The following is a 21,032-nucleotide window of genomic DNA, read 5'->3' on the forward strand; positions in this document are numbered from 1 at the left end:
TTTATACCACTATTTACTTCAGCAGCAATTTTGTTCTTCAAGCAAAATTCCAACTTTGTAAACAATCTATTTTCACCATATCTTTACACTGTATTATAAAATATTTTAAGATTTTATGAATTTGCTTCTACATATCAGGATTGGATCGGAGTAGCCAAAATGCTAGTGTAAAATTTCAACTAGAGTATGCTTTACCAAGTGGTCAGTTTCTACATGTTCATGTAGGATCAGGAAAGTAAAATGAGAAAATTTATGGTTCCATTTGTTTAACGAGAATGCTTTGTGAATAGATCAATTGTTTTTTCAGATACATAGTCCTAATCTTTATCAAACGTCTCTTATTATTGTATATTCTTTAATAAGAATTCTGTAATCTCTTCATTTAGTTCATGATGGAAATATTCTCGATTAAAACCAGGTGGATCTTGCGACGGAAGAAAAGACGCATTCGTCATTTCTTTTGGAAACGGGCTAAGAAACGAAAAATGTCCTGCGTTCTCAACTATTTTATGTTGAATTTTAGTACTGTCAGTTATCCCGTTCAATATAATTTCCGCATGAAAATAAGGTGTAAATCGATCTTTCTCCCCAACAAGCATCAAAATAGGGATGTTTATGCCTTCCAAAGCCCCTTTTGTTTTAAACCAAACTGAAGCTGGCGCTAAAAGAACTAAAGATTTTATTCTGTAATCAGGTGTAACATTGATAAGATGAGATTTCTCATCAAAAGACTCATAAGGGAAAGAGGTTGATATTCCTCCTGATGCTGCTAATGCTGTGTATCCTCCCATAGAATGTCCGATGACTGAAACAGAATCAGGTTTTAAAACCTTTGTAAAATCTTCACTATTAAAGAACCAATCAATCGCCATAGAAATATGTTTTGGCCTAATAGTTAGATTATCGACTGTACCTTCCACTGTATTGTCGTTTCGATTATTGAATGGATGCTCAAGCATTTCCACAACAAATCCGTTACGAGCCAAGTGACGAGCAATCGTTCGATAAACTAATGGTGAACCACCAGTGCCATGAGATATTAAGACCAATGATACTTTAAATACATTTTTACTTTATTTGGATATGTACAATTACATAAAATTATGTATAATTTCGTCTAAAAAAGTCTTTCCATGTCGATTCATGTAGATTAAACTTTAAATATAATAGTTTAATGTTTTTGCTTCACCCTCTTCATAGGAGAAATGAAGGGTTGTTGTCATTTTCGTAATAGTAAGCGCTTATAAAATGTCCAATCATTTCGATATGTAATATTTCATAAAACATTGTTGGTTTATTTTTTAAAATATTCAGGGGAAATAGACGGAATTCAACAGAATAATTTATCAGACAGGGAGAAAATGATCGTATGTATCCAAAATTTATTGATAAAATAGCGTTTTCGAAGGCGCATAAAGAGTTATTAATTAAACTATATAATAAAGAAATTTCAAGAAGCGAGTATAATCAATTGGTAGATGCTTTTTATCGTCCACAACAAAAGTAAATATGAAGTACGTGTTTATTGTTTTATGTCTTTTGTAGAAACAAAGTTCGTTTTTATCATTTTTGGGACAAGCTCTTCTGCTAGGTTGATGGGCATGTGGAGGTACCCCTACTTCAAAATGTTATCTCCAACTTTTTGACACATTGTTTTTCATAGAAATCACGCCACTTCAAAAGGTGTACCCTTTGATACGAAAATAATTCACATTAAATTATTGTAATTTTATATAAATTGTTTAAAATATAACATCTATATATCAATGTTATTCAATTGACTTTATAGGATCCACAATGGTGATATTCAGTCTTTGTACAATTGGATTATTAAGTAATATAGTGAAAATAATGAATGGCACAGCGAAAATATTTAACTATGTATTATTTGTATTTATCTTATCAGCAATAATTTATTATTTATAAACTTCTTATCAAGATGGAAGTGCTCTTTTCTAGTCTAATAAAAGTAATATATCGTTTTATTGCAACAAAACTTGAAGAAAGAAATCTTCTCGAAAAGACAGAAGTACTGCATAAATTCCAAAGCACTCGGCAGAAATCAACATTCTATTTTAACAGCAATCTTATTTAGTCTGAAATTTCAATTTAACTACAAAAACGATCCTTTTTGTAGGAACCTACAGAAAAGATCGTTTTTTTAATTCTTATTCTTTGCTAAAATGCTCATTTATGATGGGATCGAGTGATGGACCAAATATTCCCCCTTTTTTAAAACCTACGCGATTTCTTCAAAGTTTCCAATATATCATCTGTAAAGGCAGTATCCCCCTCTGCTTCAGTAAAAAGGTTTGGGTTCCGTAACGACATGATAGGCGTTATTAATAAAACTTAAACTAGAAATTCAAAATGAAATTTATATATTTTTTTGAATGTTTTTAAAAGAAAGCATCGTCCCCTCACTATTTGATTGTAAAGTGTATTTTATATTGAACATCTTTGATATATCTTCAATATTTTTTAATCCTATTCCCGTTCCTTTGACATTTATATCAAAGCCAATTCCATTATCTCTAAAGGAAACAATATCTTCATCTATAATGATTTTGAGTTTTTTAGCTTGTGAATGTTTAAGCACATTTTGAAAAATATTATCGAATAGCCTTTGAATCCATAACTCATTACTATCCCATATCAACTCTTTATCTTGTGGATTATATACTAATTCAATTTTATGAATGCTATACAAATAGCTCCATTTTTTCATCATATTTTCTATTAAATTATGTATATTCACTTCATCGTTCACAATATAAGTATTCTCTAAGGTCTCTGTAGATTGAATATTAAATTCGTTAGTTAAATTACTTATATATTGTATCTGCTCATACAGTGATTCAAGTACTGGTGCTTGTTCCTCGTACTCACCTTCTAAAGAATATAATTGTAATCTAACCGCAGTTAAGGGTGTATTAATATCATGCCGTAATTTATTTAATAGTTCTTTTTTTATTTGTTCCTGTTGTTGTAGTTCTAATTCTCGATAAGTCGTTCTTTCTATAAGCAAGTTTACTGATTTAATCAGTTCCCCCATCTCATCATCGATTTTGACATCTATTATATTAGGGATTTTTTTATCACTTGCTAAATCTCGAATCGTTTGATTTAATACATTAATTTTATTTAATAATGAGTTAATCGATTTTGAAAATAAAAAAGCTAATACTAATAGTGATAATAAAAATATGATTAACATAGTAGGATATGCAAAGGATTCGTGAAAAGGAATGTTTTTGTTTTTAGTTTTAAAGACAACATTATAAATAACTGATACAAAGATACTAATCGACAACAATAACAGTGGTACGCTAACAATAGCGGAGAATAGTAGTAACTGATATTTCTTCTTTAATTTCATTTCTTCATAAAGGTATTTAATCTATACCCTTCTCCATATATGTTCTGAATAATGTTACCTGTTTTATCATCGATTTTGGTCCTAATTTTCTTTATATGTACGTTCATGATATTTTGATTTCTATCTTCGAGTTGCCATAAGTAATCAAAGAAGTGTTCTTTTGTTAGAATTCTATCCCTATTTTCATACAAATAGAAAAATATTTTACGCTCAATCGCTGTAAACACAACTTCATCACGCAAACCATTAATGAAAACCCTTTTATATTCTGCATCTATAAATAAATGTTTAATTTGCGTGAAAGTACCATATTGATTATCTAACATTTTCTGAATTCTTAACAATAATTCTCGAGGATCAAAAGGTTTTATCATGTATTCTTCTCCAATGATAAGACCTTTTAGTTTACTATCCATATCATTCCGAGCTGATAGAAATATGATTGGAATATTTAATCCTAGATTTTTTATTTTCTTTGTAATTTGATAACCATCTTCACCTGGTAACATAACATCCATTATGACTAAATCTATTTCATGAATTACATCAAGAACATTCTTTCCTTCTTTCTCCCAATACACTTTATACTTCTCACGCTGCAAAATTTTTTGTAATAAATCTCCTATCATCAAATCATCTTCAACAATTAATATGTTATATTCTTTCATTATGTAGACCTTCCATCACTAAAATAACAATAGCTTAGTTCTTCACTACTTTATTATTAATAAAATCCGTAGCAAGTTTGTATATTTCATCAGGAGCGTGTAAATAAATACTATGTGTACTTTCAATTTTTTTCACATCAGCTATCAATAACTTGCTAGCAAACTCCTCATAATCTCTGTTTTTTTGCTTTGTATATTTCGAGTTTTTATTTTCCCTAGCAATCGCATCTATAAATAAAATTGGTGTTTCTTTTGGGAATGATAAGGAATTAGATTTGTTACTGTTATTGTAACTTTGTAAAAGTTCTTGCTTCATATCATCATTAAAAGCTTGTTTATATGAGAGCGCTTTATAAATATTTTTTTCCTGTTCGGTTAAAAAGGATTGCTGAATTACTTCGGGATTATAAGTAATAGAAGGAACTAATCGCTGAAAACCAATTTTCGTTAAAATATTCATTCCTTTTATTCTTAATGAATCAACCTCGTCTATTTTATGAGTTACGTACTGATTAGGTAAACCAATATCTAACGCAATAATCCCTTTTACTTCACTTGGGTATTTTTGTGCCCAATAAATAGCCTCTATACCCGATAGAGAGTGTGGCACTAAAATATAGGGAGGTTTATTTCCACTTCTAATAAGCGCTTTTCTCGTTTGTTCTAATATCTTATCAATATCTCTATCATCATGAAAAACATCACTGTATCCATAACCAGCTCTCTCAATTACAGAAATCTTGTTTTCTTTCGAAAATTTACTATATAGGCCTTTCAATTCATAAACAGGAGCGGCAATTCCAGATCCGGCCATAAATACAAACGTATCCTTACCGCTCCCCTCATTATAAACATTCACATTTTTATTATTGAAATTAACAAGTTCACCTTCATTATTAATTAATTTCGATTCCACTCTTAATTGATAGTTATGATATATAAATACAGCGCCTATTCCAAGAAAAATAATGCTAATACACACAAAAAATATAATCTTTCCTATCTTCAATAATTTTTTCATTTGACACCCCTTTCAACTTATACTGAAAGGGTACAATGTAAAAATAAATTTCTAATAAATTTTTGAAAATTATTATTTTCTCTTTGTTTCTAAAGTATTGGTCATTTTTAATACCTACGCAATTTCTCCAAAGTCTCCAATATATCATCTATAAAGGCAGTAGCGCCCTCTTTCTCTAAAGCTCTGAAATATAAACTTCTTAAGAAAGCTCTAATATTTTGTACTAAAATATCATGTTGAGGATGTGGGATATCTTCAACAATTGCTATACTATGTAGCCAATTGCTCCACTCTTCTTCAGTTAAAATATTTTGGTTACGCAACGACATAATTGGCGTTACTAATCTCTCATCCTCAAAGTGTATGTATACGTAGTCATTCAATCGAATCTTCTGACGAACAGCAGCTAGTATTGCATATGAAAACTCACGATTTTGTATTGTACGTGCTAAAGCATCTAGTGCATCTGCCGCATGTGCAGTAGAATGCGCCCAGCCTTTTCCTTCTACGTAACCCCTTACATCTTCTTCTAAATAGACATATTCCAGAACTTGTTCTGCTACACTGTACAGTTGTTCTTCAGATAACAATGGTTCTCTTTCATGAACAGATAAAATAAGTGGTGGAATTAAAACAGAGAACGCACGTTTAAAAACAGAATCTGTGCCCTTTTCACCAATTTTATAAAATAAATAATCAGGACTAATTGCTTGTAACATTAATCCTCGTAATTCTTTTTGTCTAAATACATCATTTGTAATCCATTTGTGAAGCGTACTATAAATCAAATCATCACGTAATTCAGCATCAGGTGATCCGATATAATCTAACATCCACTGTGCATATGGATATGCGTCTACGTCTTCTGGCACAGCATAATTATTATTTTGAATTTGTTGTAATTCTTCTTTTAGTTCTAGCACTTCTGTCATTATATTCCCTGTCCCCTTTTTACGTTTTTTAACTTATTTTCGCCTTATCCCCTGTAATTCCCCTCATAAATTAAGTCGACTTTTAATATAGTTTTAGTCCCTATCTTTCTATGAACTTGATTCAATTATATAAATTTCTCCCGAGAAATAAAAGGAAATACATTGGAACACCAAAGCTTCTCACTTTGTTTACATGCATTTCATGTAAGTTTAGGCTATAAAATAAAGTATTTTTTTCATTTATATTCAAACGCAGTTACAATCAAAAATTAAATCATTTTAGAACTTGTTTAATAAATTCTGTTTTAGCTTTTGTGTATGCTTCTCTATCTTGGTTAAACTTTTTTGCTAACTCTTGCTTTAGATTTGAATAATCATAAACTAATTGTGGATTTTCTCGTAAGCGGTTACGAAATAAAAGTTGTTGCTCCCATCGTTCAGTTCCTTTAACCATCAAATGCAGATGAGCTACACGCCTATTATTCTTCACTTTCACAAAGAACCTTCTCCAAGGTCTTTCATCTAATTCCGGGCCTACATAATGCCAATCATATATAGCCAATTTTGCTGAAATATCGAGCACTCTATCAAATGAGTCTGTTTCAGCCATTAGATCAATGATAGGTTTTGCTGGTAAACCAGGTATGGATGTACTTCCTATATGTATTACTTTGCTAATACCGAGAGGAGTAAGCAGTTCATAAAGTTGCTGTTCTTCATATCGGCCTTTATCTTGCCAATCAGGATTTGCATTAACTATCTCTACTGACTCATTCGCCCATACAGGCCAATCGTTCGGATTATCTTTTTTATCCACCCGACGCATCCCCTTTCACGAACTTTTTGTTATATAAAAGATTTTAAATTCCTTTAAATACAACTACCGGATCATCAAAATTACTATTCTGAAATATAACATTTGCACATTCTTTCGCATTATGCTCATCTATATACATCTTACAAGCCGCATGATATCTGTTTATAAACATTTTCTCTGCTTCTTCATAACTTCCAAAAGCCTCAGTCTCGCGCTCTGCACCACGTTTTCTCGCAATCTCAAAATCTGTATCTATGAAAATTTTATAGTCAAATAGATACTCAATTTCTTTTTTCAATAAAAATGTTCCATCTACTATTAGCACCATATTTGGCGAGGCCACTAGCGGCGTATTATGTACAGGGATGTCCGTTATTAAGTTATGAGAAATCGTTTCATACTGTAAATTCCCGTTAGGTCCTAAAGGTTTTAATAGCCTTTCTTTGAAAGCTGTATAATCGTGTGCATCTTCATAATACCCTCTTGCTGATTCTTTGCCTTGTGTATAGCGAATCACTCTAGGGTTATGAAAATCGTCAATGCTGGCGCGTATTACTTGTACTCCCCGATTTTTCATTTCCTCTGCCAGTTCGTTTGCAAATGTTGTCTTTCCTGAAGCTGTAATACCACTCACTCCAACTCTTGTTGGATGAGTTAAATTTAAATTTAAAATATGATCAGCAATTTCTTTCATTCGTTTTTGGCGATGCACGATATGACCTCCTCATTTTTGTTTACATAACAAAATTATGATAAATAAAAATGTCACTACTTGTCGGTATATTTTTATTGATATACATATTCCTTATTTCCCTTTAAACCCTCGATATAAAGCAGTCCGTAACTCCTGCTTGTATTCCTCAATTTCTGGCATATCCAACTCTTCAGCTAATCGGATGGCTAGTTCAATATCATATGGTACACGTACGAGTTGAATGGAAAAGCTTGCTGCTTCTTTTTCATTGTATGTTCCTTCAAAAATTAAATAGGAAGCTTGTGTAATTTCAAGTGGATTACCTACACTACCAGCATTACATAACGTTTTCCCTCTAAAATTTTGCACATACGCCTGATGAACGTCACCGTAACAAACGACATCTGGCTTTCTTTCCCCTTCTATATTCTCTGTGAGCTCACTATTTTCGAACATACTAATACGCTCTTCTCTTGTTGCATGTGGTTGAATTCTTTCATACAAACTTCTCGGTGAAGCGTGGAACATACGAATCAGTTTCCCACTCATATAAAACTCGATTGAAAATGGTAAGCTTCTTAAATACTCATTTTGTTCTTCTGACAATTGTTTTTGATGCCATTTTAACGCTTCAAATTCAGTCGGTTTTGTAATGAAATCATCCCAGTTTCCCATTACGGTTCCTTCACATTCTTTACGAACGATTTCAATTACTTCGCTAGAATGCGGACCTTTTCCTACTAAATCTCCAAGACAAATAATACGTTCGATTCCTCTTAATTTAATATCTTTCAGTACTGATTCTAATGCCGGAATATTACCATGTATATCTGAAATTACCGCAATTTTATCCAAATGAATCCCTCCGTTATTTATTGTTTATTATATCCTCATGTTGTGATTGATACCATTTTGGAATATAAGATGAAAAATGATTATGATCTTCTATAATTCGGTTCAATCTTTCTTTCATATCCTCTACTAAATGTGGTGTAGTTCGGTTTGTCCATACGATATCCGCTGGGAATGTCATCGCTGCATATAATGAATACAGTTTCCAAAAGTGGATTGACGGATCGCCTCCGCAATAACCGTGAACTTGTCCAACCGCAAATGGTTTGCTTATTCTTGTAGTAAAAATCGCTACGTTATAAAAATCGTGTATTGGATCGCCAAAATCATATCCACTAAAATCGATAACGATAAATTCATTATTATGAATCATACTATTTGCTGGGTGGTAATCATCGTGTAAAAATGTGATAGGCCGATTTTTCAATAAGTCTTTATGATTTTCTACAAAGGTTAATACTGGCTTCAAATCCAGAAAATTCACCTCATAATCTGCTAATGCCTCTATGTACCTTTCATACTTATTCCACCTAAATATTTCCCATTTATTACTTGCACTTTCTCTTTCTATCGAGTGAATTCTCTTTAATATTTCCCCTGCTTTTCTTCCTGCATTATACTGTTCTTCCACCGATAGCTTGCTTAAGCTCTCTTGACCATTTACACCTTGGGTCCATTCAAATACTTGAACACATTTATTTAATCCCTCAAGTTTTATGAAATGAATTAACTTCGGCGTTGGAATATGTAATAACTCCAATTGTTTCATATACATATATTCTTCTTGTTTTCGTTCATAATTAGAAGAATCACACACTTTTACAAAATAAGTTTCTCGATTCTCTAGGTCAATTTTATACTTCTCTTCATGTGAAAAACCTTTTGTAATAACTGTACATTTTACAATACGTGACCACTCTAGTTTTCTTTCTATCTCTCTTAACATTTCTTCCACAAAACTCACCTCTATTAATATACGAACAAACTACCTAACACTTCATACTCTCGTTTATTTTCCCCTTTAAACTCCACTGCAAATGGATATTCGCCATGATGCTTCAAACGTTCTAGTACTAGCCCTTCTCCAACTGGTTCACAAAACTGCACATGAACATCACCAAACGATACACTTTGACACTCAGCATTCCATTCTTCATTTTGTATGATTGAATTTGCAGTTAGCTCCATTACTTCTTTCCATTTCCGCACTGTTTCTCGAACATTTTTCACCGTATAATGAATCGTTTCAATTTCTTGTACTTTATTTTTATGTTCAGTGATCGTCCCTATTTTACGTAAATCGTTTCTTCTTTCTTCATCCGTTTCATTCCACTGTATAAAGAATGGTAATTTCGGTCCATTCTCTTCTTGCTTTACAAATAACATTTTCCATTCTAAAAGCCGGCCATCTTTTCTCATCCGTTTCCCTTCAAATGGTCCTATCGTATGTAAGCCGTGCTTACTAAATTTAACTGCTAGTTCTTCAATTGCATCTGTTCGAATTGCGATTTGTAGCATCCCTTCTCCATTTTTTAATTTCACCACTGTTTCTTGTACTAATGGATTTTCTGCTTCTTTCGCTTTTTCTTCATGCTGAACTGCTAAAAATTCTATATATGATAAATCAAAATAACATAAACTATTCCAAGTACCCCAAGTCGTATGCTCACCGCCTAATGCAGTATGAAATCCATGCTCCTGCATTTGTTTTGCCGCTTCCTCCGGTGTACAATGCACTGCGTGAACGAGATGATCAAATGCTAACATAGTCTTTCTCCCCTTTCTCTCCATCCTTTTATTGTATATTTTATTTTTCTTTCGTTCAATTCAAAAAACTTTAAAACCCAGTTGATTTATACGATTAATGTGTATTATAATAAAACAAATTTAATTATTGCTGATTGGAAAAACCAAAGGCACTTTTCTCATACGGGAAAAGTGTCTTTTTCATTTATTATTACAGGGGGATTATTTATGCAGAAATTAATTGTCTTTGCTATTATTGGATTTTTCGCTCAATTGATTGATGGCGCACTTGGTATGGCGTACGGGGTAACGTCTACCTCACTATTATTAATGTTTGGTATCGCACCAGCTGTAGCTTCCGCATCAGTTCATTTAGCTGAAGTCGTTACAACCGCCGCTTCTGGTGCATCTCATATCAAATTTGGAAACGTTGATAAATATACAGTTTCCAGACTTACATTACCAGGAGCAATTGGCGCATTTATTGGGGCATGTTTTTTAAGCAATTTACCTGGTGATGTAATTAAACCGTACATTTCCATATTTTTATTTACTTTAGGGGTTTATATTTTATTACGATTCATCATTCAAAAACAAATTGTTTCTTCAAATAAGCGTATGTCTGCTAAACAACTTGTACCACTTGGCTTATTCGCTGGATTCGTCGATTCAACTGGCGGCGGTGGTTGGGGGCCGATTACGACACCTGTTCTTCTTGCAAGAGGAAATGAAGCTAGAAAAGTTATTGGATCTGTAGATACGAGTGAATTTCCTGTTTCACTCGCTGCAACGATTGGCTTTTTCATTTCACTTGGCTGGGAACAAGTAAGCTGGGTTTGGGTATTTGCCCTCATGCTTGGTGGTATTGTTGCCGCACCAATCGCCGCATGGTTAGTACGCATCGTTCCTTCTCATTTACTTGGCGTACTCGTTGGCGGACTTATTATCTTTACGAATATACGTACACTGCTTACTACATTTAAAGTAGATCCAACTATTATTTCACTTTCTTACGTTGCAGTTGGTCTTGTCGTTATTATATCTATTTTTATTGCTGTTCGTAATCATTCCAATCGTTCTAACGTATCGACAGCCGGCTATCCGAAAGATCAAAAACAAATGCTACCATAATTAATAATAATACCGCCCGATTTACTTCGAGCGGTATTTTTTATTTTTCTATTTTCCAATTGACCATCGTTTCAGTACTATTTACTCTTTTCATATGTAATTTCTCTAAGACACGAATAGAGCTATAATTATCAAGGAGTGTCTCCGCTATAATCGTTTCCACTTCCCCTGTTTGAAAAGCCCATTTCATTAATTCACTAACTGCTTCTGTTGCATACCCTTTATTCCAATATTTCTCAATAAATCCGTAACCAATTTCTACCGTATGTTGCTCATTCGGTTTCCCTTTAAATCCTATATCACCTAGAACAACATCATCCTCTTTCCGAATAACATACCACGGTCCCCACGGTAATGAAGCCGCATCTCGTTTCATATTTTCTATATGTCCTACAATATGCGGACCACTATTGTATCCTTGATTATCCGCAATTTGAATCCATTCTTCTGTACACGGTACTATATATAATCTTTCCGTTTCTAATTTCATAATGATATCCCCTTTTCAATTAAACAATACCTCAATTTTATCAGAAATAAAAAGAATATTCATTCTATTTATCGAATTTATACTTATTCTTTGAAACGAATTTAAGGAATAATCCCCTTCTGATAGTTATGTCGAATTATATTTTCTGAATTTTCTTTTAACTTTAAAGGGTTTTTCAATATTTTTTGCGAAACATTTGTATAACAATTTTTTCTTTGCTTATTGCTACATAATAGTAGGTTCGGGTGGAGTTTTGCAAGCGTTTCCTATACAATAACCGATATTTTTTGACTTTTCCTAACAAAATTCCTTGCAATATATTCAGAAAGTCATTACAATTGCCATATATTAAATATCTTAGCAATATATAAATCCTCATCAATCCGATGAGGTAGAGGTTGCGATTTTTAAAAGTAAAATGGACGAGACACAGCGAATGTCACTGACTCCGTTTGAAAGGAAAAGTTGCCGAAGTTTATATTTCTTCTCTGGAAATATGAGCTGGGGCTGTCTCCGAAAGGAACAGAACTGTCACGTTTACAAAATTACCGTGTAAACGTGGTGTGCTATCTTAACGGAAGGGTATGATGGGGTGGTTATTTGTGAAACGTTCCGCCTAATTCCTTTGGCGGTTTTTTGTATTTTTCTCCCCCGCTCCTTCCTAACCTACAAGAAAAGGAGTGTTGAACATGAATAGCGCAACAAATCAATCTACCTCTAAAACGCAAACTACACAAGGACAAGGTGAATTAAAACGCGGATTAAAATCTCGTCACCTTACGATGATTTCTCTCGGTGGTACAATCGGTACCGGATTATTTCTTGCCAGTGGTGGTGTTATCCATTCAGCTGGTCCTGGCGGTGCATTAGTCGCATATGCCGCAATTGGAATTATGGTTTATTTTTTAATGACAAGCTTAGCAGAACTCGCGGCTTACATGCCTGTTACTGGATCTTTTAGTACTTATGCAACAAAATTTGTTGATCCATCACTTGGTTTTGCACTTGGATGGAACTATTGGTATAACTGGGCGATTACGATTGCAGCTGAACTAGCGGCCGTAACATTAATTATGAAATTTTGGTTCCCAGATACCCCTTCTCTTATTTGGAGTGGACTTTGTTTAGCTATTATTTTTCTCTTAAACTATTTATCTGTTAAAGGTTTTGGTGAATCTGAATATTGGTTCGCACTTATTAAAGTAGTTACTATTATTATCTTTTTAATTGTCGGTTTTATGATGATTTTTGGAATTATGGGCGGCGAATCTGTTGGCTTTAAAAACTTCACTGTTGCAGATGCACCATTTAATGGCGGCATCATGGCAATTATCGGTGTATTTATGGCTGCTGGTTTCTCATTCCAAGGAACTGAATTATTAGGAGTAGCTGCTGGTGAAACTGCTGATCCAGAACGCAATATTCCGAAAGCAATTCGTTCTATCTTTTGGCGCATTTTATTATTCTATATTTTAGCAATTCTCGTTATCGGTTTATTAATTCCTTATACGACTGAAAGCCTTGCAGCAAGTGATGTTACAGTAAGTCCATTTACACTTGTATTTGAAAAAGCGGGCGTTGCCTTCGCTGCTTCTGTTATGAACGCTGTTATTTTAACTGCAGTACTTTCTGCTGGTAACTCTGGAATGTATGCATCAACTCGTATGCTTTGGGATTTAGCTCGCCAAGGAAAAGCACCAAAGTTCTTAGGGAAATTAGATAGCCGCGGTGTACCTGTTAACGCATTAATCGCAACATCAGTAGTTGGTAGCGTCGCTTTCATCGCTTCTTTATTCGGTGACGGTGTTGTATACATTTGGTTATTAAATGCTTCTGGGATGTCAGGATTTATTGCTTGGGTAGGGATTGCTATTAGTCATTACCGTTTCCGTAAAGCCTATATTGCACAAGGGAAAGATTTGAAAGATTTACCATATCAAGCGAAATGGTTCCCGTTCGGTCCAATCTTTGCATTTACACTTTGTGTTATTGTTATTTTAGGTCAAAACTACGGAGCATTTACAGGAGCATCTATCGACTGGAACGGTGTACTCGTTTCTTACATCGGTTTACCACTCTTCTTAGTACTATGGTTAGGTTATAAATTTACTAAGAAAACGAAAGTCATTCCACTTGATAAATGTGAACTGAAATAAAGTAAAACGAGCAAACAAAATTGTTTGCTCGTTTTTTTAATGCAATGCTTCTCCCTTCCCTATTTCTCCTGTTTTTGCAATAATAGAGGAAATATAAATAAAGGTTGGGATTACATGAACATTCGTATTACTGATGAAGCAAAAGCAGCTATACATAGACTAGTACGTGAAGACAAAAAGATCATTCGCATTAGAGGAACTATGACAAACTCTTGCAGTATTTTCGTTGATGTCGATTTAATTTGGGATACATATAATGCGGATGATGTTGTATATGAAGATGCGGAGCTTATCGTACAAATGGATTCATTCACGACAGATTACACTGGTGATACGGTGAAACTTGATTATAAGACGACAGGTTTTAGTATTACGACTCCTAGTGAGACTTTGGTGTATGGATTGTCGATTAAAAAATAAACATTGTTTTTATCCGACCAATGGGGTGAAAAAATGGGCAAATATGTTCCGTTAAAATTTTTATTTAACAAAGAATTAGCAGAAAAAATGGCTGATTCTATTTGTAAACACGATCCTAATTTCTCTAAAAGAAACTTTGTATCTACCGTAACATATAAAGTTGAAAATTTAGAGTTAAAGCAACGTATAGAAGTAATAGCAGATGAATTACACAATGCATTACAAAAAGATTTTAATGAAGCAATACATATATTACTGAAAACATTAGGACCAGAAAATACAACAGAAGTCGGCACATTTACAAAGGGTTATATGTATATGCCTATCGCAAAATACGTTGAAAAATATGGGCTTAACGATTTTGACTCCTCATTCAACGCAATGTATGAAATAACAAAAAGAAATACTGCTGAATATGCCATTCGTCCTTATCTTGAAAAATACCATGAAGAAACCTTGGACATATTGCAGCAATGGTTACGTGATGAAAACAGCCACATTAGAAGATTAGCTTCAGAAGGTACTAGGCCAAGACTTCCTTGGGCAAAAAAAATAGGAGCTTTGAAAGGTGACTTCAGAAATAATTTAAAGCTTCTTGAGCCATTGATGAATGACCCTTCTAATTATGTTCAAAAATCTGTAGCCAATCACATTAATGATATTACGAAAGAAGATAAAGAACTCGTTTTTCGATGGTTGCGAGAATTACTCGATAAAAACCATCCTGTTAATCCTTGGATTATGAAACATGGATTAAGAACGGTGATAAAAAATGGCACTTTACCAAAAGATTTTTATTTTTAAGTATTTGTAAAGAAAGCAACAATCTATATGAAAACAGCTAATAATAAAAACGTTTATACTTCATTTGGAAGTATAAACGTTTTTTCTCTTTTAAACATTAACCCTGCCTTAAAATCTTATGAAACATTTCCGGTTTATGTTGATCAAAAGCATCTATTAATTCTTTTCCAAATATCGTTATACTCTCCTCCCACGGATGCCCTAAATACCCCCACTTAAAGTCCTTCTGAATAAAGAAATAGTAATCTCCAGTTGGAAAAATCGGGATTGTCCACTCATCAAATTCATTTCTATCGAACTTTAAATGTGAATTTACCCAGTAACATTCATGTTGCCAATCAAGTGCCATTATATATTCATTCGATACTGTATTCTCTTTAAAAACTAGTAATGCTTTTTCTTCCAGATCGTCATATACATTTAAATCTACCGATTCTCCAAAGTAATGAGAAATATCATATGTTATAAAAGGACTTGGCACCTTAAATGATGGGAATATAGACATACTTGGTGAAAACTCAAAATCACTATATACCCTATCCCATATTCGGTCGTACTCTTTGTCTGTAAACTCAATCCAATTCTTCATTAAATATCTACCTTCCCTTTATAGTTCAAAGGATTTTCACTCGATTATCCCGAATATATAAATAATTATTCTCGCAAGGAGCGAATTTGTATGAATCTATTCGAACACGAAACGTAAAACCTCTTCATCTTTACAAGAGGTCCTCCATTTCTCTGTTCTTACTATATCATTCATTAACGAAATAGGAGGACATATTATGAAACGTGATCCATTATTTTCAGCACTATTAGAAAGTGCAAAGACTAACTTTAGCGGCTGGGATTTTTCTTTCATTTCAGAAACTGGCCGTATGAATAGCGAGCCCCTATCATGGTCATACGGTAGCACTGCTTTCCAGCTTATGCAACGTGCAAAATCAATGCTAGATATGGGGACTGGTGGCGGAGAGTTTTTATCTATGTTACAACCGTTCCCGTCAACTATTTATGCGACTGAGGGCTATGCTCCGAATGTCCCAATTGCACGAAAGAAATTAGAACCTTTAGGAGTTATAGTCGTAGAAGTGACTGATGATACTGCTTTACCATTTCAAGATGGTCAGTTTGATTTAATTGTGAATCAACATGAATCCTATTCTGCTTCTGAAGTGAAAAGAAGTCTTTCCACCAATGGAACATTTCTTACACAACAAGTCGGTGGTCTTGATTGTGCGGAACTGAATGAGCAGTTTGGCACACCGCTGAATAGCGAATTTTCAAGTTGGTCACTCGAAACGGCATGTAGTGAATTGAGAAAAAGCGGATTTACAATTTTAGAAGCGAAGGAAGAGTTCCCTCTTCAGCGTTTTTATGATGTCGGTTCTGTTGTCTATTACTTGCAAGCAATTCCGTGGCAAATTCCTGAATTTACAGTAGACAGCTATACCGAGGAATTGTATCGCATACATGAAATCATCTTGCAAAAAGGATATTTCGATGTGAAGCAACACCGCTTTATTATTAAAGCAAATTATGAAGAGTAAAATTTGAATTAGCATTCCCTACAAAAAAGCCAAGTCCCAATAAAGGACTTGGCTTTTTCTTATTATTTTAACGCATCTTATCCTATTGAGAAATGAGATGTTTTTCATATCGTTTTTTCGTATCATCTTCTGTCAAAAGTGTAGTTGTGTAATCAATAATATTCCGGTTATCATATGTGAATGTATGCTCTAAATTGTTTTCTTCTTTTAATACTCTTGGTAAATATCTTTGCAAATTGCTAACTACACCTCTATTATCACCATCTAATATCCAATCAATTGACTTCCATTCTAATATACCTTCATCTGTGCTTACTGGCGTATCAATATGTACTCCATCTGGTAAATCAGTAAGGAATACATACATTCCCTCACTACCCAAAGGTTCGTCTTTAACTTGAAACATAACATTCCCTTTATACGTTACACCTGGAAGCTCTATTCCCGTTTCCTCAAACGTTTCTCTAATAACTCCTTCGTATGGCGTTTCATACTCTTCTATTTTCCCTCCGACACCATTCCACATTCCCATTGTCGGCTTTTTGTTTCTATTTAATAGCAGTATATTATCTCCTTTTCTAATGAAGCAAATTGTGTACTTATACATACGATCATTTCCTTTCATTTACATCTTCTTTTATAAGCAATTCATTTTCCACATGTGTTATTTGGCTTATTTTCACGTGAAAACACTCGCCTTATAATCCCTTACCACATAATATATAGTACAACTTTCATACGTAAACTCTTTACGTATGAAAGAATCCTTTTTAGAAAGGAGAATTCAAAATCGATAACATTAGTAGCGAATTTCTAAAACAATATTACGACAGCAACGTTTGGTTACATGGTACACACTGGTTCGGGGTTCCAATCTGCAAACTTCCTTCTGATCTCTTTTTGTATCAAGAAATATTATACGAATTAAAGCCTGATTTAATTATTGAATGCGGAACTTTTTACGGTGGTAGTGCACTGTTTTTAGCTTCTATGTTAGATTTAATTGGAAAAGGTCACGTACTTACTATCGATATAACTCCGCAACCAAATCGGCCATCCCATAATCGAATTACGTATTTAACAGCTTCATCTGTTTCTGTACAGGCCGTCCAATCAATATTAAGTATGCGCAAACCTGATGATGTGATTTTAGTTATTTTAGATTCTGATCATAGTAAAGAACATGTATCGAAAGAACTCTTACTTTATAAATCTATTGTAACCACTGGCAGTTACATTATTGTAGAAGATACAAGTATTAACGGAAATCCTCTCCTTCCTGATTGGGGCCCTGGCCCAATGGAAGCTGTGGAAGAGTTTTTAACTAAAAATAGCAATTTCATAATCGATGAATCTAAACATAAGTTTTTCATATCATTTAATCCAAAAGGTTTTTTAAAGAAGATAAAGTGAAACTTTAATAAGTGGGGTTTTGTGAATCCCCACTTATTTTATGATTTTCATTTTCGAAAAAGGATAGTACACAAATTTCACTTTTCCTATTATATTATCTTCTTCAATATATCCTAAACCATTTCGACTATCCTTACTTTGTTCACGATTGTCTCCCATTACAAATAACTTATTTGGCGGAATCTTTGTCTTTTGAAAATTATAAAACACTTGTGTATTGTTATATAAATCTTTATTTATATAAGGTTCATCTTGCTTTTTGTCATTTACGTATACAGTTCCATTCGTTATGTTAATTATGTCACCAGGAAGCCCTATTACACGTTTCACATAATATTTCGACTCATCCTCTTCCTTAATAATGACGATTTCTCCATGCTGTAAGCTAGAAAAGTGTACAGCGGCTTTATTTACAAATACGTAGTCTTCTTCATGTAAAGTTGGCTGCATTGATTTTCCTTCCACCTTACATAAAGTAAAAGACTGGTACGCTCCTACTAGGACAAATATAAATAGTATGTACTTTCCCCAACCTCTCTTAATCTCCTCTTTCATATCCATTCCCACCTTATCAAAACACTTTTCAACTCAAAAATATATCACTGCACCTGTTCATTTGCGCAGTGATATGCTACAATTTGAAGTTTTTATTGTGCCTTACTCGGCTATTGTGCTACTGGGACTGGACTTGCACCCGATCTCTGCGTTTTTAAGTCAAAATATGCATCCAAAACCTCTTTACCAATTGCAGAATTAATACCTGATTTATCATTATTTACCCATGGCACAACAACAGAAAAAGCAACTTCCGGATCAGCATCATATGGCGCATACCCGGCGAGAGTTAAATTATAACATTTTTTTCGATAGTTGTTTTCATCTCTTCCAATATCACTTTCTCCACCGTACACTGTTTCTGCTGTTCCTGTTTTCCCAGCCGGTTTATACGGTAAACCTTTAAAAGTTCCAGCACCGGTCCCATCTACCTCTTGGAAAACTCTTCTAAACCCTTCTTTCACATGATTTATATATGAAAGATCCATATCCACTCGATTTAACACGACTGGTTCCATCGATTGCATAACTTTCCCGACTTCCTCTGGTCTATTCGGTTGCTCTCTAATTTCTTGTACAATTTGTGGTTTCATTCGGTAACCACCATTTGCAATCGTTGACATATATTGCGCAAGCTGAAGCGGCGTATATGTATCATATTGTCCAATGGCATAGTCAAGTAAAAAACCAGGTATATTATCGGTTCTACCCATTTGACCAATCGATTCATTTGGAAGGTCAATACCGGTTGGTACACCTAAACCAAATTGTCTAAAGTAATAGCGCATTTTATTGAATGTTTCTTGCCTAATATCTAACGGATTGTTTGGTACATAATCAATCCCCGCAATCTTTAACGCCGTATTAAACATGTAGACATTGGATGAAACTTGCAATGCTCTTAAATCATCAATATCTCCAAAGTCTTTCCACGATTTCTTCGGCTTCGAACTTCCTTTAAAGTACATTGGTGCATCAAAGAAATGCGTATATGGCTTAATCGCTTCTGTTTGATATCCCGCTAATACCGTAGCTCCTTTCACCGTTGATCCTAACTCGTAAGAACTTATCATCGTTCCTAAAGCGTAGTCTTCTATTTGCATCCCGCCATCTTTATTTACAATTTTCTTTCCTGCTAATGATAGAATTTGACCATTTTTCGGATTCATCATAACGACGAATGCACGATCCATCATCGGTTCAGAAGAATGAAATGCCCTTAAATTCCTTTCAAGACTTTCCTCCACCTTTTTCTGTAAATCCATATCAACTGTTAACATTAAATTATTTCCACTTTTTCCTTTTGTCACTTTTTCAGTCCGAATAATATTTCCAGCTTTATCCGTAATATTTTTAGACTGTTCTTTCGTTCCATGTAACACATCTTCGTATTGTTTTTCGATGTAACTCTTACCAATACGATCATTTCGGTTATAATCTCGCACTAAATAATAGTCTAATTGCTCCCTTGGTAATCCCTCATTCTCAGTAGAAACACTACCAAGTACAGAACGTAGTATTTTGTCATTTGGATATTCGCGCTCCCAATCCACAGTCGTATCTACGCCTGGCAAGCTCGATAATCCTTCACTCACTACTGCATATTCATTTTGACTTACATCTTTTTTGACGATTTGTGGCGTCATTTTATATCCCGCATTCATTTTGCTTTTAATTGCTAGTACTTCTATATCCTCTTTCGAAAGCTCGTTTAATTCTTCTTGTGTAATTCTTTCTCGTCTCAACTCTTCTACTTTCTTATCTAAGTCTTTCCCTTCTATTTCCTGTTTCCTAAATTTACTCTCATCTTCTTTCGTTACTTTTGTTGCTGCACGTTTTTCATTTAACTGCATCCAAAAGTCTTTTTTATCTGTCTCTGTTAACTTGTCCATATCTTCTTGCGGCATTTCAATTAGCTTTGCTAAATTTCTTGCCACTATTAAAACCTCTTTTGAGTCCACTCCTTTCATCTTCGTATATGTAACAGTTCGTAACGGTTTATTATTTACAATAACTTTCCCTTCCCGGTCAAACATCTTCCCTCTCGGAACTGGAGTACTCACCGTTACATCTTCCTTTTTATTCACTTCATTTCGATACGTTTCTCCGTCGATGATTTGTACTTTACCTAATTGAATAATAATAGCTGAAAATAAAAGAAAAACGATAAAAAATAGTACATTTAACCGAAATGGAATATGAGTCTTTTTCTTTTTCGACTGTTTCTGTTTCTCCTTTTTCTGTCTCATTTTGCTCCCTCGCTTCATTCTATTAACATTTCTCTACATAAAACATACGTTCACTACAGTGCAATCAAATACATCATTATGTATCAAATTTAATTTTATGATATATATAGAATTTTATATTAATTACAAAAGAAATAAAAGATTTAATTTTCAGT

At 33.8% G+C, this 21,032-nt stretch carries 22 protein-coding genes, 1 pseudogene and 1 riboswitch; of the genes and pseudogenes, 8 read left to right on the forward strand and 15 right to left on the reverse strand.

Annotated features, from left to right (window positions below):
• Window positions 1–10 precede the first annotated feature (10 nt).
• Window positions 11–236, forward strand: a pseudogene (locus tag NSQ69_RS27755) (IS4 family transposase); the annotation flags it as partial.
• 105 nt (window positions 237–341) lie between these two features.
• On the opposite strand, the gene NSQ69_RS14990 reads toward NSQ69_RS27755, so the two are convergent.
• Window positions 342–1,049, reverse strand: coding sequence for an alpha/beta hydrolase family protein (locus tag NSQ69_RS14990; RefSeq protein WP_002185512.1), 708 nt, complete (start codon window positions 1,047–1,049; stop codon window positions 342–344).
• A gap of 320 nt (window positions 1,050–1,369) precedes the next feature.
• Between NSQ69_RS14990 and NSQ69_RS14995 the strand changes: the two genes are divergently transcribed.
• Complete coding sequence (locus NSQ69_RS14995) at window positions 1,370–1,507, forward strand: hypothetical protein (protein WP_000283272.1); 138 nt, start codon at window positions 1,370–1,372, stop codon at window positions 1,505–1,507.
• A gap of 870 nt (window positions 1,508–2,377) precedes the next feature.
• Here the strand turns inward: NSQ69_RS14995 and NSQ69_RS15000 are convergent.
• The 9 genes from NSQ69_RS15000 to NSQ69_RS15040 form a co-directional block, all read right to left on the reverse strand.
• Window positions 2,378–3,379: a sensor histidine kinase gene (locus tag NSQ69_RS15000; RefSeq protein WP_087962603.1), complete on the reverse strand. Its 1,002-nt coding sequence runs from the start codon at window positions 3,377–3,379 to the stop codon at window positions 2,378–2,380.
• The gene (locus NSQ69_RS15005; protein WP_003190126.1) at window positions 3,376–4,047 is read right to left on the reverse strand and encodes a response regulator transcription factor; all 672 of its coding nucleotides are present in this window, start codon (window positions 4,045–4,047) and stop codon (window positions 3,376–3,378) included. The genes NSQ69_RS15000 and NSQ69_RS15005 overlap by 4 nt, the downstream gene beginning before the upstream one ends.
• Before the next feature lie 34 nt (window positions 4,048–4,081).
• On the reverse strand, window positions 4,082–5,068 hold the full coding sequence (locus tag NSQ69_RS15010) for an alpha/beta fold hydrolase (protein WP_087962602.1): 987 nt from the start codon (window positions 5,066–5,068) through the stop codon (window positions 4,082–4,084).
• Window positions 5,069–5,175: 107 nt separating this feature from the next.
• Window positions 5,176–6,000 (reverse strand): DUF2785 domain-containing protein, encoded by an 825-nt coding sequence (locus tag NSQ69_RS15015; RefSeq protein ID WP_016127204.1) that lies wholly within the window; start codon window positions 5,998–6,000, stop codon window positions 5,176–5,178.
• Window positions 6,001–6,274: 274 nt separating this feature from the next.
• Entirely contained in the window at window positions 6,275–6,817 is a 543-nt protein-coding gene (locus NSQ69_RS15020; RefSeq protein WP_002127972.1) for a GrpB family protein, read from the reverse strand.
• Window positions 6,818–6,860: 43 nt separating this feature from the next.
• Complete coding sequence (locus NSQ69_RS15025) at window positions 6,861–7,511, reverse strand: AAA family ATPase (RefSeq protein WP_003190117.1); 651 nt, start codon at window positions 7,509–7,511, stop codon at window positions 6,861–6,863.
• A gap of 111 nt (window positions 7,512–7,622) precedes the next feature.
• Window positions 7,623–8,366: a metallophosphoesterase family protein gene (locus NSQ69_RS15030; RefSeq protein WP_002013591.1), complete on the reverse strand. Its 744-nt coding sequence runs from the start codon at window positions 8,364–8,366 to the stop codon at window positions 7,623–7,625.
• A gap of 13 nt (window positions 8,367–8,379) precedes the next feature.
• Window positions 8,380–9,318 (reverse strand): aminoglycoside phosphotransferase family protein, encoded by a 939-nt coding sequence (locus NSQ69_RS15035; RefSeq protein WP_215585458.1) that lies wholly within the window; start codon window positions 9,316–9,318, stop codon window positions 8,380–8,382.
• A gap of 14 nt (window positions 9,319–9,332) precedes the next feature.
• Window positions 9,333–10,130, reverse strand: a complete 798-nt coding sequence (locus NSQ69_RS15040; protein WP_002032964.1) for a VOC family protein — start codon at window positions 10,128–10,130, stop codon at window positions 9,333–9,335.
• 207 nt (window positions 10,131–10,337) lie between these two features.
• Here NSQ69_RS15040 and NSQ69_RS15045 point away from each other — a divergent pair, with 207 nt between their 5' ends.
• Window positions 10,338–11,240: a sulfite exporter TauE/SafE family protein gene (locus NSQ69_RS15045; RefSeq protein WP_002127976.1), complete on the forward strand. Its 903-nt coding sequence runs from the start codon at window positions 10,338–10,340 to the stop codon at window positions 11,238–11,240.
• Window positions 11,241–11,280: 40 nt separating this feature from the next.
• Here the strand turns inward: NSQ69_RS15045 and NSQ69_RS15050 are convergent, their stop codons facing one another.
• Entirely contained in the window at window positions 11,281–11,730 is a 450-nt protein-coding gene (locus tag NSQ69_RS15050; RefSeq protein WP_002127978.1) for a GNAT family N-acetyltransferase, read from the reverse strand.
• Window positions 11,731–12,114: 384 nt separating this feature from the next.
• Window positions 12,115–12,307, forward strand: a riboswitch (Lysine riboswitch).
• A 112-nt stretch (window positions 12,308–12,419) separates the two neighbouring features.
• On the opposite strand from NSQ69_RS15050, the gene NSQ69_RS15055 reads away from it, so the two are divergent.
• The 3 genes from NSQ69_RS15055 (at window position 12,420) to NSQ69_RS15065 (ending at window position 15,110) form a co-directional block, all read left to right on the forward strand.
• Window positions 12,420–13,886, forward strand: a complete 1,467-nt coding sequence (locus tag NSQ69_RS15055) for an amino acid permease (protein WP_002013597.1) — start codon at window positions 12,420–12,422, stop codon at window positions 13,884–13,886.
• A gap of 114 nt (window positions 13,887–14,000) precedes the next feature.
• On the forward strand, window positions 14,001–14,306 hold the full coding sequence (locus tag NSQ69_RS15060) for an iron-sulfur cluster biosynthesis family protein (protein WP_002127979.1): 306 nt from the start codon (window positions 14,001–14,003) through the stop codon (window positions 14,304–14,306).
• 33 nt (window positions 14,307–14,339) lie between these two features.
• Entirely contained in the window at window positions 14,340–15,110 is a 771-nt protein-coding gene (locus NSQ69_RS15065; RefSeq protein ID WP_016127208.1) for a DNA alkylation repair protein, read from the forward strand.
• Between the two features lie 97 nt (window positions 15,111–15,207).
• Here NSQ69_RS15065 and NSQ69_RS15070 read toward each other — a convergent pair whose 3' ends face one another.
• Window positions 15,208–15,699, reverse strand: a complete 492-nt coding sequence (locus NSQ69_RS15070; protein ID WP_002165521.1) for a DUF2716 domain-containing protein — start codon at window positions 15,697–15,699, stop codon at window positions 15,208–15,210.
• A 196-nt stretch (window positions 15,700–15,895) separates the two neighbouring features.
• On the opposite strand from NSQ69_RS15070, the gene NSQ69_RS15075 reads away from it, so the two are divergent.
• Entirely contained in the window at window positions 15,896–16,660 is a 765-nt protein-coding gene (locus tag NSQ69_RS15075) for a class I SAM-dependent methyltransferase (RefSeq protein ID WP_002127984.1), read from the forward strand.
• Window positions 16,661–16,742: 82 nt separating this feature from the next.
• Here NSQ69_RS15075 and NSQ69_RS15080 read toward each other — a convergent pair whose 3' ends face one another.
• Window positions 16,743–17,267, reverse strand: a complete 525-nt coding sequence (locus NSQ69_RS15080) for an NUDIX hydrolase (RefSeq protein ID WP_341099444.1) — start codon at window positions 17,265–17,267, stop codon at window positions 16,743–16,745.
• A gap of 182 nt (window positions 17,268–17,449) precedes the next feature.
• Between NSQ69_RS15080 and NSQ69_RS15085 the strand changes: the two genes are divergently transcribed.
• Window positions 17,450–18,073 (forward strand): cephalosporin hydroxylase family protein, encoded by a 624-nt coding sequence (locus tag NSQ69_RS15085; RefSeq protein ID WP_078178857.1) that lies wholly within the window; start codon window positions 17,450–17,452, stop codon window positions 18,071–18,073.
• A gap of 33 nt (window positions 18,074–18,106) precedes the next feature.
• Here the strand turns inward: NSQ69_RS15085 and lepB are convergent, their stop codons facing one another.
• Both lepB and NSQ69_RS15095 read right to left on the reverse strand, forming a co-directional pair.
• A complete protein-coding gene (lepB, locus tag NSQ69_RS15090; RefSeq protein ID WP_016127209.1) occupies window positions 18,107–18,628 on the reverse strand; it encodes a signal peptidase I in 522 nt (173 codons plus the stop codon).
• Window positions 18,629–18,738: 110 nt separating this feature from the next.
• Window positions 18,739–20,895, reverse strand: coding sequence for a peptidoglycan D,D-transpeptidase FtsI family protein (locus NSQ69_RS15095; RefSeq protein WP_003190097.1), 2,157 nt, complete (start codon window positions 20,893–20,895; stop codon window positions 18,739–18,741).
• Window positions 20,896–21,032: the final 137 nt, after the last annotated feature.

Origin of the sequence: Bacillus sp. FSL R10-2201 (assembly GCF_038008665.1) — a bacterium.
Classification (GTDB): Bacteria; Bacillota; Bacilli; order Bacillales; family Bacillaceae_G; genus Bacillus_A; species Bacillus_A mycoides.